The 16,073-nt window shown below is 36.4% G+C and carries 11 protein-coding genes; 2 read left to right on the forward strand and 9 right to left on the reverse strand.

The genetic code is table 11. The features are described from left to right. Positions 1–3 precede the first annotated feature (3 nt). From G3A47_RS03105 to topA, 9 genes are all read right to left on the reverse strand, one after another. Entirely contained in the window at positions 4–1,053 is a 1,050-nt protein-coding gene (locus tag G3A47_RS03105; RefSeq protein ID WP_166920316.1) for an NAD(P)/FAD-dependent oxidoreductase, read from the reverse strand. A gap of 74 nt (positions 1,054–1,127) precedes the next feature. Further along, entirely contained in the window at positions 1,128–2,117 is a 990-nt protein-coding gene (gene porN, locus G3A47_RS03110; protein ID WP_166920318.1) for a type IX secretion system ring subunit PorN/GldN, read from the reverse strand. Positions 2,118–2,294: 177 nt separating this feature from the next. Then, positions 2,295–3,284, reverse strand: a complete 990-nt coding sequence (porN, locus tag G3A47_RS03115) for a type IX secretion system ring subunit PorN/GldN (RefSeq protein ID WP_166920320.1) — start codon at positions 3,282–3,284, stop codon at positions 2,295–2,297. A gap of 152 nt (positions 3,285–3,436) precedes the next feature. Beyond that, entirely contained in the window at positions 3,437–4,426 is a 990-nt protein-coding gene (gene porN / locus G3A47_RS03120) for a type IX secretion system ring subunit PorN/GldN (protein ID WP_166921006.1), read from the reverse strand. Positions 4,427–4,470: 44 nt separating this feature from the next. Beyond that, positions 4,471–6,012 carry a type IX secretion system motor protein PorM/GldM gene (porM, locus tag G3A47_RS03125; RefSeq protein ID WP_166920322.1) on the reverse strand — a complete coding sequence of 514 codons (1,542 nt, stop codon included), beginning with the start codon at positions 6,010–6,012 and terminating at the stop codon, positions 4,471–4,473. 52 nt (positions 6,013–6,064) lie between these two features. Then, the gene (gene porL / locus G3A47_RS03130; RefSeq protein ID WP_047778528.1) at positions 6,065–6,712 is read right to left on the reverse strand and encodes a type IX secretion system motor protein PorL/GldL; all 648 of its coding nucleotides are present in this window, start codon (positions 6,710–6,712) and stop codon (positions 6,065–6,067) included. Positions 6,713–6,773: 61 nt separating this feature from the next. Further along, a complete protein-coding gene (porK, locus tag G3A47_RS03135; RefSeq protein WP_166920324.1) occupies positions 6,774–8,168 on the reverse strand; it encodes a T9SS ring complex lipoprotein PorK/GldK in 1,395 nt (464 codons plus the stop codon). 263 nt (positions 8,169–8,431) lie between these two features. After that, positions 8,432–9,583: a formimidoylglutamase gene (locus G3A47_RS03140; RefSeq protein WP_166920326.1), complete on the reverse strand. Its 1,152-nt coding sequence runs from the start codon at positions 9,581–9,583 to the stop codon at positions 8,432–8,434. A gap of 3 nt (positions 9,584–9,586) precedes the next feature. After that, on the reverse strand, positions 9,587–12,121 hold the full coding sequence (gene topA / locus G3A47_RS03145; protein WP_166920328.1) for a type I DNA topoisomerase: 2,535 nt from the start codon (positions 12,119–12,121) through the stop codon (positions 9,587–9,589). Positions 12,122–12,440: 319 nt separating this feature from the next. Here topA and G3A47_RS03150 point away from each other — a divergent pair, with 319 nt between their 5' ends. Both G3A47_RS03150 and glpK read left to right on the forward strand, forming a co-directional pair. After that, on the forward strand, positions 12,441–14,030 hold the full coding sequence (locus G3A47_RS03150) for a glycerol-3-phosphate dehydrogenase/oxidase (RefSeq protein ID WP_166920330.1): 1,590 nt from the start codon (positions 12,441–12,443) through the stop codon (positions 14,028–14,030). Between the two features lie 321 nt (positions 14,031–14,351). After that, complete coding sequence (gene glpK, locus G3A47_RS03155) at positions 14,352–15,848, forward strand: glycerol kinase GlpK (RefSeq protein WP_166920332.1); 1,497 nt, start codon at positions 14,352–14,354, stop codon at positions 15,846–15,848. The last annotated feature ends 225 nt before the right edge of the window (positions 15,849–16,073 follow it).

Genomic DNA, 16,073 nt, shown 5'->3' on the forward strand with positions numbered 1-16,073 from the left:
AGCTTATCTTCTTTTTTTATAAAAACGATAAATATCTATAACCGGATCTAAAGATGTTTGGTCTTCAATATAGGCAAACAGATCTTTTGCCATAGCGGGTCCAAGCATTACACCTCGTGTTCCCAGACCATTTAAAATGTGCAAAGATTTATGCACATTATGAGTCCCAATAATAGGCCTTCTGTCTTTTACGGTTGGCCTTACTCCGCCAAAATGTGATACGATCTCAAAATCGCAATTAATGATTTCCTGTATACGTTCTGTTAACTCTGCCCTTCCTTCTTCTGTTGGAGCAGCTGTTTTGTCCTGCCAGTTGTAAGTAGCCCCGACTTTATACAAATCGTCTCCCAGAGGTAAAATAAACACGCTGGTGTTTACAATAACATCTAAATCAAGATCCGGCGCTTTTATAATAAACAGTTCTCCTTTTGTACCATCAAGAGGTAAATCCTGAAAAAACGGATTGGCATGCAAACCAAAGCCTTCTGCAAAAATTACGTTTCGCGCCTGAATACCTTTGTATGTAACCAAATCATCCCCAACAATCAATTTATCATATTCAAATGACTCCTGAAGCAGCCATTTGTTTTGAATTAAATACTCCTGATATTTATCCAATAATAATCCTGTATCGACATAGCCGGTATGCAATACTTCGCCATAATCAAAAGGGGAATCAATTCCTGTGTATTTTTTAAAAATCAACTTTGTAGAAAGGAAATTAGTCAATAGGGGTTTATCAGAAGCTGAGAACCAATTGTTCTGCTCTTCGATAGAAAAAAACTTCCTTAAAATAGGCAGTCTAAAATTAAACTTCGTTTGCAGTTTAGTTTCCACCTGATTGTAGAATTTATCCATCAAATCTAATTGCTCTTGTGCTTTCCAGACTTCACTAAACCTCTTTAAAATAACCGGATTGTACAATCCTCCGGCAACTCTGGATGATATCTGTGATTTATCATCAATTACTAAAATGGTTTTATGGTTTGTAAGTGCCAGTTCAGCAAACGAAATTCCTGCTAATCCCGATCCGATAATCAAATAATCAATCATATATATTGTGGTAGATAAAAAAAACTCTTACTACAAATATAGTAAGAGTTTCTCTAAAATTTAATTCGGGAATCTTAGTAATTCCACATATCTTGCTCCAAATTACGAATCTTCTCTTTTACTCTTTCAGATTCTAACAACTGATTCTGTGCATTGTCTTTCATGTATTGTTTGATCTCACGATCTCCGTATACGTTTTCGTCTTTGTAGATAACAGCATTAAAACGTCTTGAGTTCAAAATCTGATCAAATGAAATTGGAACAGCCGAGTTATTATCATTAAAAGCTTTTGCTTCGTTCAATGTTTCTCTTGCATCCGGAAAAAAGACCCAAAACAACTCAATATAATCCTTTTCATCACTGTTCATGGTATAAACATCAGGAGTTACCGGGCAGATACCGATAAGACGGTACTTTAACTCACTCACACGCCTGTCAAAATACCAATAGCCTTTTATTCTATATTCACTGACATCTGCAGCTGTAAGATCCTGTTTTAAGATATATTCTGCAGGGAGAGTTCTCGTAGGTCCTACAGTTTCGTTAACATAAGTTACTACTTTCTTTTTACCTTTACCTGTAACCACTTTTTTCTTCACAACACGTGATCTGTAGTCGTCCGGATATTGATTAATTAACTCTCTACCGGCATCAGTTGTATCGACACGTAATAATGATCCTTGAATGTCTTTTAGAGATTTTTTGGTATTAAAATAGCTGTCCGTGTAAACCTCTGTAATTTTCCCCTTTCTGATCGCTTTGGCTAAAACATCATAAAGTGAACGCCTGTCAGAACCAATATTAACTGAATCAACCGGAAAATACAACGGAAAGTTGATTTTTTCAGTTAGATCAATAATCTCCCAAACCGTCTTCCCCATCAAGACATCTCCATCATCAATATACCCATAGGCCAGAGGCTTATCATTGTCCGAAATCTGCTGTGCCGCACTCTTTAGCCCAATCTGATCTGCTGCTTTTGCATTCAATAAATTAGATTGAGCATTAGAAACAAAGCCTACAGCGACAAAAACAATAACTACTAAAAAAAAACTTTTTCTCATCACAATACTTTTTATAGGAAATTTAACGCATAAAAAATACTTATATTGTCATGCTTACAATATTTTCTTACAATATTTCTCAATAAAAAAATATAAGTGCTACTAAAAAGCATGAAATAAAAATCCCTTACTGTAAAATACAGTAAGGGATTTTAAATTATTGTGTAATGTAACACCTTAGTAGTTCCACATATCTTGTTCTAAGTTACGAATCTTCTCTTTTACTCTTTCAGATTCTAACAATTGATTCTGCGCATTGTCTTTCATATATTGTTTGATCTCACGATCTCCATATACGTTTTCTTCTTTGTAGATAACAGCATTAAAACGCCTTGAGTTCAAAATCTGATCGAATGAAATTGGAACAGCCGAGTTATTATCATTAAACGCTTTTGCTTCGTTCAATGTTTCTCTTGCGTCCGGAAAAAAGACCCAAAACAACTCAATATAATCCTTTTCATCACTGTTCATGGTATAAACATCAGGAGTTACCGGGCAAATTCCCAATAAGCGATATTTCAAGTCGCTTTGACGTTTGTCAAAATACCAGTATCCTTTAATTTTATATTGTGTAACATCAGCAGCGGTAAGATCTTGCTTCAAAATATATTCTGCAGGGACAGTTCGTGTTGGTCCAACTGTCTGCTCCACATACGAGACAACTTTCTTTTTACCAGTACCGCTAACTACTTTTTTCTTCACAACACGTGATCTGTAGTCGTCCGGATATTGATTAATCAACTCTCTACCGGCATCAGTTGTATCAACTCGTGATAATGATCCCTGGATGTCTTTCAGAGATTTTTTAGTATTAAAATAGCTGTCTGTGTAAACCTCAGTAATTTTTCCCTTTCTAATCGCTTTGGCTAAAACATCATAAAGCGAACGTCTGTCAGAACCAATATTAACAGAATCAACGGGATAATACAACGGAAAATTAATCTTTTCATTCAAATCAATAATCTCCCAAACCATTTTCCCCATCAAAACATCTCTATCGTCAATATACCCATAAGCCAAAGGCTTATCATTGTCCGAAATCAGCTGTGCCGCACTCTTTAGTCCAATCTCATCTGCTGTTTTTGCATTCAATAAATTAGATTGAGCGTTAGAAACAAAGCCTACAGTGATAAAAACAATAACTACTAAAAAAATTTTCACTTTCATAATAATATATTTTCTAGTAAATATAACGAATTTAAATCGATTTTGTTGTGATTTTCCTACACTGTTTTTCCAATCAGGCAATAGTCGGTAAAATAAAAAGCCCTTACTGCAAATACAGTAAGGGCTTTCTGATTATTATGTAAGGTAGTACCTTAGTAGTTCCACATATCTTGTTCGAAGTTACGAATCTTCTCTTTTACTCTTTCAGATTCTAACAACTGATTCTGTGCGTTGTCTTTCATGTATTCTTTGATCTCACGATCTCCGTACAAGTTTTCTTCTTTGTACAAAACAGCGTTAAAACGTCTTGAGTTCAAAATCTGATCAAAAGAAATTGGAAGAGCTGAGTTATTATCATTGAAAGCTTTTGCTTCATGCAATGCTTCCCTTGCGTTTGGATAGAAAATCCAGAATAACTCAATATAATCCTTTTCGTCACTGTTCATTGTAAAAACGTCAGGAGTTATAGGGCAAATTCCCAATAAACGATATTTCAATTCACTTTGACGTTTATCAAAATACCAGTATCCTTTAATTTTATACTGTGTTACATCTGCAGAAGTAAGATCTTGCTTCAAAATATATTCAGCAGGAACAGTTCTTGTAGGTCCTACAGTTTCGTCAACATAAGTTACTACTTTCTTTTTACCTGTACCGGTAACTACTTTTTTCTTCACCACACGTGATTTGTAGTCGTCCGGGTATTGGTTAATTAACTCTCTACCTGCATCAGTTGTATCGATACGTGATAATGATCCTTGGATGTCTTTCAGAGATTTTTTAGTATTAAAATAGCTATCTGAATATACTTCAGTTATTTTGCCATTTTTCATAGCTTTAGTCAAAGCGTCATAAAGAGAACGTCTGTCAGGGCCAATATTAGCCGTATCTACCGGAAAGTACAATGGAAAGTTAATTTTTTCATTTAAATCAATGATTTCCCAAGTAGTTTTCCCCATCAATACATCTCTGTCATCAACATATCCATAAGCTAATGGTTTGTCATTGTCGGAGATAAGCTGCGCAGGAGTCTTAAGTCCTATCTGCTCCGGTGTTTTTGCATTAAGCAAATTCGATTGCGCATTAGAAGCAAAACCTCCAGCGATAGAAACAATAGCTATTAAAAAATTTCTTACTTTCATCATGATACCATTATAAGATATTGAACGTAGTCTTACCTACTTTATTATTGTATTTCGTAAATTACCGGAGCAGTTCTTGGTAATAAATAACTACCAGCTCCAACAAGTTTAGTTTTAATTTCAGAAATAGTAACTTGATCTCCTTTACCTGCTCTTGAAAGAATTTGTTTGCATTGTGCATTTAATCTGTTACCACTAACAACAACTGTAGGTTGTCCGGTAATTTTTAAATTAAATCCAACAACATCTAAACCAACTTCAAAATCAAAATCAAGTAATTTAGCACCAATAGTAGCAATTTCTAAGTTAGATTTAGGTCCTTTAACAACACCCATCTCACCTCTAATTGTTCCTGTTGGTCCAGGAATACCTTTAATTCTGAATGTTTTCTTATCTGTTACTTTATCACCGTTTGGTAATGTTCCTGTAACAGAAATAGTAGCTTCAGTACCTTGACCCGGGCTCATGTTATATTTACCTGGTTTACCAGCAGAAACTAATCCTGGAGCACTTGCAACAATTTTGTTAGCATCAACACCAGCGAATGATACAGAGATTGGGTTAACAACTCCTCTATAAACCACATTCATTTTATCTGCAGAAATAGTAGCAGCATTTGGTCTTGGAACTACAACATACTTCCCGGCAAATTTAAGCGGAATGTTTTTTCCGTCTTCCAAGAAAGTAAATTGACCATTAATATCTTGTTCTCCAACACCACCGGCAGTTAACGAAATAACCGCTTGTCCGTTAACGATTTGCCCAGGACCTTGGAATGAAGTTGGTTTTGTGTTTTCGTCATAACGACCTAAAACTACTTTACCTGTAACTTTTTCTCCTTGGAAGTAAGCATTTTTGTCCAAAACAACAATTGCTTGGTAGTTACTGTAAGAAGCAGCAGCAACAGCCGCTTTTCCTAAAGCACTATTGTAAACATCTGTTTCCAATTTTGTAACGTCATTCTGCCAAGCTGAAAGTTTAGCAGCAGATGCAATTGCAGGGAAACCTTTAAAATGATAAGCTAAGTATTTTTCTTTTATACCGTCTTTGTTTTTAACATCAGAAACATCAAATTTTTGATCGATCTCTGAAATAATGTTAGCGTATTTTTTATCTGTTCCTAAAGCAGCTTTAATGTCTGCTTTGTACTTTTGAATTTTTGCGATAATCTCATTTCCTTTAGCAGTATATCCGTCTCCTGTAAACCAGTCGTCGATATTATCTCCTCTGTCCATAGACTCGTAAGGCAATTTTCCAGTTTCTTTATCAGCTTCAAATCCTTTTACAGATTGTGCTTTTAAAGTCCCGATGTAAGCGTAAAAATCTTTCGAAATTGCTTCAATTTTATGAGCTGTAACTGCAGCAATAGCAAATTCTCCTTTTGCCTCAGCTGCTTTTTGATCTAAAGCGGTTAATAAAGAGGTATTATTTGTAGTTGCTGTAGCGTTAGAAGCTTCAAATTTTTCGTTAAATAAACCAAAACCTGATATTACTTCTTTCGACACGTTCATTGCTAACATTGCGATGAAAACCAGGTACATCAGGTTAATCATCTTCTGTCTAGGGGTTAATTTTCCTCCTGCCATTTTTCTCTAATTAGTTCTTATTAATAATTTTAATATAGTAGTTAAAAACTAATTATCCTTTGTTACTCATTGCAGAAAGCATACCACCGTAAACATTGTTTAAAGAAGCAATGTTTGCAGTCATTGATTGCATTTGTTCTTTTAATTTAGATGCATTGTCAGCGATTTCTTTGTTAGCATCTGCATTTCTTGCAGCGCTTTCTAATTGTACTTTGTATAAGCTGTTTAATGATTCCATTTGTGCAGCAGCCATAGACAATTCTTCGCTGTATTTTTTAGTAGAAGCGATAGAATCTACAGTAGGAGCAATTCCTTTAGCAGCTGATTCGAAATTTTTGATGCTGTTTCCTAAACTTGACATTAATTCACCGTCAATTTTAGCTTCTTTCAACATAACGTCTAACTTTTGAGACAACAATCCTTGGGCATCAGAAGGAGTTTCAACTTTATCCGCTTTTTTTCTAGCTTGTCCATTAGCTAATTCAGGGTAAACAAGAGTCCAGTCCAACTCTTCGTCAACAGGTTCGAAAGCAGAAAGTGCAAAAATTAACGCCTCAGTTAACAAACCAATTGATAACATTAGTGTTCCTGTTAATGGCCCAATCTCAAAGTGAGTAATTTTGAATAATGCTCCAACGATTACTACTGCCGCTCCCATACCATAAGCGAAATTCATTGCTTTTTTACTTAATAATGCCATAATACTTTTTTTTAGGTTTTAATTTGAAATAGATTTGATTTGGATATTTAATTTAAAAAAATTACTTCTTTTTGCCGGTTACTTGAGTTCCCATATAATCTTGAACTGTTCTGAAACCAATATAACTTCTGGCTGAATCCGCATATTCGTGATCACGAGTACTTACCTGTAGGAAGTAAGCAACATCTTTCCATGATCCACCGCGAACTACTTTTCTTTGATTGTTTCCGTCAATAACGTTAGGGTTCATTGTAGAAACATACTCGTATGCATTTGGATTGTAAGCTGAATCTGTCCACTCTGAAACGTTTCCTGCCATATTGTACAAGCCGTAACCGTTTACTTCGTAAGATTTAGCCTCAACTGTATACAAAGCTTCATCAGCTGCATAATCTCCTCTGCTTGGTTTGAAGTTTGCTAAGAAACAACCTCTGTCACTCTTAGTATAAGGACCTCCCCATGGGTATGTAGCAGATTCCAGACCTCCTCTTGCAGCATACTCCCATTCTGCCTCTGTTGGCAATCTGAATGCATTTACTAAGTCACGTCCTTTTTTCTTAGATTTAATATAACTGTTTTTGTTCAATGTTCTCCAAGCACAAAATGCTTTTGCTTGTTTCCAGGTAACACCTACTACCGGATAATCTCCATAAGCTTTGTGCCAGAAATAATCATTGTGCATTGGCTCATTATAAGAATAAGCAAAATCTTTAATCCAAACTGTAGTATCCGGATAAACGCTTACTTGTTCTGTTTTAACGAAATCTTTCCTTTTTCCAACTTTAGCTTTTGCAGCAGCCTGAATATCCATCCATGAGTAACGGAATTTCAATTTATTTACATCAATTGTTCTTAAACCATTGTAAGACTCTTCGATTGGTAAATACATAGAATCCATTACTTCAGTGTAATACTCATCCGGATACGCTTTAGTATCTTTAATTAATTTTACTTTTTTGTTCAGCTTTCTACCAGCATAAGGATCATCTTTTGTTCCTACGCTGTAGTAATTATCATACATATACTTATCGTAAGCTGTCATTTTTTCAGGATCAGAGTCATTAAATGCATAATCAGCAATACTACCTGCTTTTTTACCTTTACCGTCTCCTGCACCTTTTTGACCTGTTTCGTCAGCCAAAATAGCCAAACGAACTCTCATTGTAGAGTCTTTTACCCACTCTACAAACTGACGGTACTCACTGTTGGTAATTTCAGTTTCGTCCATATAAAACGAACGGACTGTCACTGTTTTAGTTGGAGCATCTTCCACATTAGCCAAATCAGCATCTGATTTACCCATAATAAAAGACCCACCTGGAACCAATGTCATTCCATAAGGTTTCTCAGGATGCCATTTTCCTCCTGTAACACCAACTAACTCACCTTTATCACCTGATTTTCCACAGCCGACAACTAGGGTTAATATTGTTGCAAATGCAATAAACTTCTTCATATAAATTTGGGATTATCTATTCATTATTATAAGTCCGTAAACGTATTTATTATTTAGCTAAAAAACAATACTAGTCACGAAATTTATTTCAGCGTTCAAAAATAATGTTAAATAAAATAAAAAAAAAATATTTCATCGATAAACTAACGCAAAAAACCGACGTAAAACGTTCTTTTTTATAGTGTATAACTTTTTTCCTACTAATGTTTCTTAATTCTTTTTCAATAACTTTAAAAAGTTATTATTTTAATTAAAATTTCCGTCTACAAAGCGTTTTTTCGTTGCGCTTTCCACCATCTTTCCGGCAATTCCTGATTACAAGCAAGCAAATATTCGTCATAAGAACAGGGTAATAACGTATTTCTTTTTAGTTTATTGTGCCCGTTAGATTCGTACGGAATCTCAATCCACCAACGATCTGTTTTGTCACTTTTATAAAAGATCAACTCTTCCTCCTCTAAAGGAACAATATACTTTAAATAATTCGCCCTGCTTCCAAACGGGTACTCTTTGGAACGGTAATGATACCCCTCAATAAAATACCAAACGATCTGACCAATAATAGCCGCTTCCTGTACCGTACTATTATGATTAAAGACTCCAAAAGAAGAGACCTTATCACTAATTCCGGCATATCTCGCCAAAGCACAAATCTCTTTTCCATTAAAACCATTAGGCTCAAAAGAAACCATATTCCCTGAAGCTGATGATTTTACCGAATTTAAATCGATACTAACCAAATCTGCGTCTCTGAAAACAGGTTCAGCCAAAGCAATTTTATTTGAAATCTCACCCAAACGGTAAGCGTCAAAAAACAGTTTTTCAATTAAATCAATTTCTTCCTGAGAATTGTAATACGTCTGAAATCCAATATTACAATAATTAAAGAGATTATTAGGCTCATCAATAATAATTTTTGTCAAATATGAGTTAGCAGAAACCGCTTCGTCGTCTTTACCAAAATCAAATTTATTATCTACCGAAACCATATTTACCATCTGCTCTAAATCGTCATAAGCACGATACATAGCATAGGTTAAATCCTGTGAACCTCCTAAAACTATCGGAATCACTTTATTCTTAATTAAAGCTGATGTTACTTTCTTAAGTGCGAAGTAGGTATCCTCTACAGAATCTCCTGCAAGAATATCTCCTAAATCTGCTATAGATGCATCCCAATTACCAGGAAACATGCCATAAAATTTCTTTCGAATAGCTGTCAGATTTACCTCATTAATGACTCCACTCTTACGGCGATCTTCTAAAACACCAACAATAGCAATACTAACTTTACTAATATCGGGAAACTGATCCTGAGTGTGAAAAACAACCTTACTGCCTAATTCCTGAGAAGACAACGAACTAATGAATTTTAATATTCCGTCATTAACCGGTTCTAGAAAATCAAATTCCATTTTTTATTTCTTTTTAGCAACTGGTTTTTTAGCCGGTGCTTTTTTTGTTGCTGTTGCTTTTTTAGTTGTTGTCGCTTTTTTAGCCGGTGTTTTCTTTGCCGGTGTTTTTTTGGCAATCATTTCCTGAACCTCAGCCAATGTAAGCTTTGTAGCATCAACATCTTTGCTTAATTCAATTTTAATCTTACCTTTTGTGATCACCGAGCGACCCCAACGTGCTTTTTCAACTAAAATTCCTTCATCCTCCCAATTATGAAGAACTTTATCTATATTTTTCTGTAATTTATCTTCAATCAGTTCTTCAACATCTGCTTGTGATAAATTATCAAAGTTGTATTTTTTATTCACGTTAACAAAAAGACCGTTCCATTTAATGAAAGGACCAAAACGCCCCACCCCTTTCTGAACAGATTCTCCTTTGTAAACAGCAATCGGTGCATCAGCAAGTGCTTTTTCATCAATCAATTCCTGAGCTCTTTCTTTAGAAACCCCCAAAGGATCTTCTCCTCTTGGCAAAGAGATAAAAACACTTCCGTGACGTACGTAAGGTCCATAACGTCCATTACTCACCTCTACTTCTTCTCCTTTGTATTCTCCTAAGTTTTTAGGCAATAAAAACAAGTTAAGTGCCTCTTCTAATGTGATGTTTCCGATATTTTGATCCGACATCAAACTGGCGAATTTTTTATCTTCATCGTCCGCTTCTCCGATCTGAGCCATTGGGCCAAATTTTCCTAAACGAACAGAAACCTGTCTTCCGTCTGCATCTTTTCCTAAAATTCTTTCTCCGCTTTCACGTTCCGCATTCGCCTCCACTTCTTTTACATTCGGGTGAAATTTATCGTAGAACTCCTTCATCATGATCGCCCAGTCAATATTTCCTTCAGCAATCTCATCAAAATCCTGCTCTACTTTTGCGGTAAAATTATAATCAAGGATATTTCCAAAATTCTTAACAAGGAAATCCGTTACAATAGTTCCGATATCTGTAGGAACTAATTTTCCTTTATCAGAACCTGTATTTTCTTTTAACAACTTTTCACCAACTTTACTGTTTTGCAAAGTAAGTTGTGTATAATTACGTTCCTGACCCTCAAGAGTTCCTTTTTCAACATAATTTCTGTTGATAATAGTCGAAATAGTTGGCGCATACGTAGACGGACGTCCGATTCCTAATTCTTCCAGTTTTTTCACCAACGATGCTTCCGTATAACGTGCCGGTGGTCTTGAATATCTTTCGGTAGCGGTAATATAATTGTTTGCTAACTTCTCGTTTACTTTTAATGCCGGAAGCATACCTTCCTGCTCTTCCTCATCGTCATCATGTCCTTCTAAGTACACTTTTAAGAAACCTTCAAAAAGTAAAACTTCTCCTGAAGCTGTAAAAATTTCGCCATGATTATCGGCTTCGATTTTTACGTTTGTTCTTTCCAGTTGTGCATCGCTCATTTGAGATGCCAATGTTCTTTTCCAGATCAAATCGTACAAACGAGCCTGATCACGATCAATATTTACGGTATGACGTGACATATCTGTCGGACGAATTGCCTCGTGCGCCTCTTGTGCTCCTTTGCTTTTAGTTGCAAAAGTTCGTGGCTTAGAGAATTCTTTTCCGTATGATTTTATAATTTCTGCTTCTGCAGCATCCATCGCATCTTTAGAAAGATTTACGCTATCGGTTCTCATATACGTAATAAGTCCCGCTTCGTATAAACGCTGTGCTAATTGCATGGTAATACCAACCGGTAAATACAACTTTCTGGCCGCTTCTTGTTGTAAAGTCGAAGTTGTAAAAGGTGCTGCCGGTGATTTTTTGGTAGGTTTAGTTTCTAAATCCGCTACCTTATATATAGAACCGATATTCTGTTTTAAGAAATCTTCGGCTTCTTTTTTCGTATTGAAATTTTTTGGCAGTTTTGCTTTGAATGCTTTTCCGGCTTCATTAACAAATTCTGCTACTACGGAGTAACTTGCTACGGCGCTAAAATTCTGAATCTCGCGTTCTCTCTCAACGATCAAACGAACAGAAACAGACTGTACACGACCGGCAGACAGCCCTCCTTTAATTTTTCTCCATAAAACCGGTGATAATTCATACCCCACCAAACGGTCTAAAACACGACGCGCCTGTTGAGCATTTACTAAATTATAATCAATTTCTCTTGGATTGTCAATTGCCTTAAGAATGGCACCTTTGGTAATCTCGTGAAAAACAATTCGCTTTGTCTTTTTGGTATCCAGTTTCAGTTCTTCCGCAAGATGCCATGAAATAGCTTCCCCTTCGCGGTCCTCATCACTCGCTAACCAAACCATTTCGGCATTTTTAGATAGTGTTTTCAGTTTACTTACTAAAGCTTTTTTATCAGAAGAAACTTCATATTTAGGTTTAAATCCATTTTCTACATCTACCCCTATTTCCTTTGATGGTAAGTCGGCTATGTGCCCATAACTTGACTCTACCTGAAAATCACTTCCTAGAAATTTCTCTATCGTTTTCGCCTTTGCAGGTGATTCCACTATTACTAAATTCTTTGCCATTGCTCTATTTTTCTGCAACAAAAGTATCTATTTTTTTTAAATATTAACCTTGCTTATTGATTTTTGAAGTATTTTAATAATATGTTTCTAAAAATTACAGATTTATCTGTAAACATCACGATTACATATATAGGTATAAGTTTTAAGAGTTTATACTCCAAAAATGTGTGATTTTTAACACCAAAAATCTCATAACTCTTATCAAAACTGCGGTAATTCTTAACCAGTCCTTAGCAAAAATCACATTGCTCTCCATTTTCTCCAGCTTCATTTGGTTTCGTTATATTTGTTATTCACAATGACCCTAAAAAAGAGTAGCATGAAACGAACAGAACAGCTAACCAAACTAAAACAAACCCCGCAATGGGATGTTATCGTGATTGGAGGTGGCGCAAGCGGACTCGGGACTGCCCTTGATGCCGCAAGCAGAGGGTACAAAACCGTTTTGGTTGAAGCAGTAGATTTTGCAAAAGGCACTTCCAGCAGGAGCACTAAATTAGTTCATGGTGGTGTTCGTTATCTCGAGCAAGGCAATATTCCTTTGGTACATGAAGCTTTAAAAGAAAGAGGTTTACTGGCGCAAAATGCAGGTCATTTAGTCAAAAACCAGTCCTTTGTTATACCCAATTACAATTGGTGGGGTGGTTATTTCTATACCATCGGTCTTACGATTTATGATCTGCTGGCCGGCAGACTAAGTTTAGGACGCTCTAAATACCTCTCAAAGGAAAAAACCGTAGCATTGCTTCCTACGGTAGAACCAAAAAGTCTCAAAAGTGGCGTTATTTACCAAGACGGACAATTTGATGATTCTCGTCTGGCCATAAATATTGCACAAACTGCCGTAGAACAAGGAGCCTGCGTTCTCAATTATTTTAAAGTCATGAATCTGCTAAAAGACGATAACAATCAGGTCACAGGTGTTCAGGCGATTGACCATGAAACGGGTGACAAATACAATATAAAAGGCACAGCGGTCATAAACGCAACCGGTGTTTTTACCAATGCGATCATGAAACTAAACGATACCGTGTACAAAAAATACATTGTTCCAAGTCAGGGAATTCATTTAGTATTTGATCATTCCTTTTTACCGGGCGATCAGGCATTAATGATTCCAAAAACAAGTGACGGCAGAGTATTGTTCGCAGTGCCCTGGCACAATAAAATAGTAGTAGGAACCACCGATACTTTAATTAGAAAACACAGTCTGGAGCCCATTGCACTGGAAACAGAAATCGAATTTATTTTAGAAACCGCGCAACGCTTTTTAACAAAAAAACCAACACGCGCAGATGTCCTCTCTGTTTTTGCAGGGCTAAGACCATTGGCCGCACCAAAGGAAGAAGGAAAAAGTACCAAAGAAGTATCCAGAAGTCACAAGATCATTGTCTCTGAAACCGGATTGATAACCATAACGGGAGGAAAATGGACTACTTACAGAAAAATAGCAGAAGACATTATAAACAAAGCCATCGCCGTACATCGTTTACCTAAAAAGAAATGCAAAACAGAACAACTCTCCATTCACGGAAATTTAAAAACAGATTCAACAGCGAGAGCCAATCATTTATACATCTACGGAACTGACATTCCTAAAATAGCAGAATTACAAAATAACGAGCCTGAACTAAAAGAAAAACTACATCCGAATTACGACTATACTATAGCAGAAGTTGCCTGGGCTGTTCGTTACGAAATGGCCAGAACGGTAGATGATGTACTGGCAAGAAGAGTTCGTTTGTTATTTTTAGACGCAAGGGCAGCCATTAGCTGCTGCGAAAAAGTAGCTCAATTACTGGCAAAAGAACTTGGTCATGACGAAAAATGGATTCATAGGCAAATAGCCGAGTTTAAACATCTTGCCAACGGATTCTTATTGTCCGAATTTCACGAAAAACAAACCTAACTGACTTAAATTACCAACTGTAAAATGTAAAATGTAAAATGTGAAATGTGAAATGTGAAAAGCAAAATGTAAAATGTGAAAAGCGATAAGTTTTGTTTAATTGATTACTATCTTGCATTGTACGAACATATAGTTGTGTCATATCGCTGAAATACAGTAACAATACACTTAAATTCTAACGCTTCGCTTAAAAACAAGAAAATCAGTTAATTAAATTATTTATCCTTTCAAACTAGCATATCACATTTTACATTTTACAATATACATTTTACAATATACATTTTACAACTAGCAACTTAAATTAACCACATACCAACCACTATGCAAAATAAACTAATCTTAACATTGGATCAGGGAACCACCTCCTCGAGAGCGATCGTATTTAATCATGATGGCGAAATTGTGAGCATTTCTCAAAAATCCTACGAACAAATTTTTCCAAAACCGGGATGGGTAGAACACGATCCTAATGAGATCTGGTATTCGCAAATCAGTGTTGCAGCCGAAGTTATTGCAAAAGTGGGAATTTCAGGAAGAGAAATCGCTGCAATCGGCATCACCAACCAACGCGAAACTACTATTGTTTGGGACCGGGAAACCAGCGAACCCTTGTACAATGCCATTGTTTGGCAAGATCGCCGAACTGCCAAATATTGCGATGAACTAAAAGCACAAGGCCATTCTGATATGATTCAGAAAAAAACAGGTCTGATACTGGACGCCTACTTTTCAGGAACTAAGTTAAAATGGATTTTAGACAATGTTGAAGGGGCACGCGAAAAAGCAGAGCAAGGAAAACTGTGCTTTGGAACTGTAGACACCTGGCTCATCTGGAAACTAACCCGAGGTAAAATGTTTATGACAGATGTTTCTAATGCCAGCAGAACCTTACTCCTAAATATTCATACCCTGGAATGGGATCCCGAGTTATTGGAATTATTTGACATTCCAAGAGCCATGTTACCCGAAGTAAAACAAAGCAGCGAAATATACGGGGAAACGAGTACTACTCTATTTTCTACAAAAATTCCCATTTCGGGTGTAGCCGGAGATCAGCAGGCAGCACTTTTTGGACAATTATGCACCGAACCCGGAATGATGAAAAATACCTACGGAACGGGTTGTTTTATGTTAATGAACACCGGAGATCAACCTGTTTATTCTAAAAACAATCTACTGACTACAGTCGCCTGGAAAATAAACGGCAAAACAACTTATGCCCTGGAAGGAAGTGTTTTTGTAGGTGGAGCAGCGGTACAATGGCTACGAGACGGTGCAAAAATGATTAACTCCTCAGACGAAATCGAAGCCTTAGCGGCAAGTGTTCCGGACAATGGTGGTGTTTATTTTGTCCCTGCACTGACAGGATTAGGTGCCCCACATTGGGATCAATATGCCAGAGGAGCCATCTTAGGGATTACCCGTGGTACTACAAGCGCACATATAGCACGAGCCACTTTAGAAGGAATCGCTTATCAGGTATTTGATTTAGCAAAATCAATGGAAGCCGACTCCGGAAATGCAGGAAAAGAATTAAGAGTAGATGGCGGAGCGGTAGTAAACAATCTACTGTTGCAATTTCAATCGGATTTATTTGGCTTTAAAGTTATACGTCCCAAAACTTTGGAAACAACAGCCCTGGGCGCCGCCTATCTGGCCGGATTAGCTGTCGGGTATTGGGAAAGTGTAGACGAGTTACAAAAACAATGGTCTGTAGACAGAATATTTTCGCCTGAAATGCCAAAAACAGAAGTAGACCAACTTGTACACGATTGGAACAAAGCCGTCGGACGCACTACAAAATGGATTGAGGATTAGCTCATTAAGCACATTTTTTAACAAATAGAAACATCATTTTTAAAACTGCATAATAGGCGTTTCACTTGCCACGAAGATTTTTTTTTCACGCAGATTTAGCAGATTATGCGGATCTTTTTGTTTGCGGTAAAACTCTTCAAATAAATCTGCTGAATCTGCGTGAAAAACTTTACACACAACTATATATTAAATACAATTCAAAAGAATCTCCCTAAGTTTATTAAC

The organism is Flavobacterium poyangense (genome assembly GCF_011751075.1).
Lineage (GTDB): Bacteria > Bacteroidota > Bacteroidia > Flavobacteriales > Flavobacteriaceae > Flavobacterium > Flavobacterium poyangense.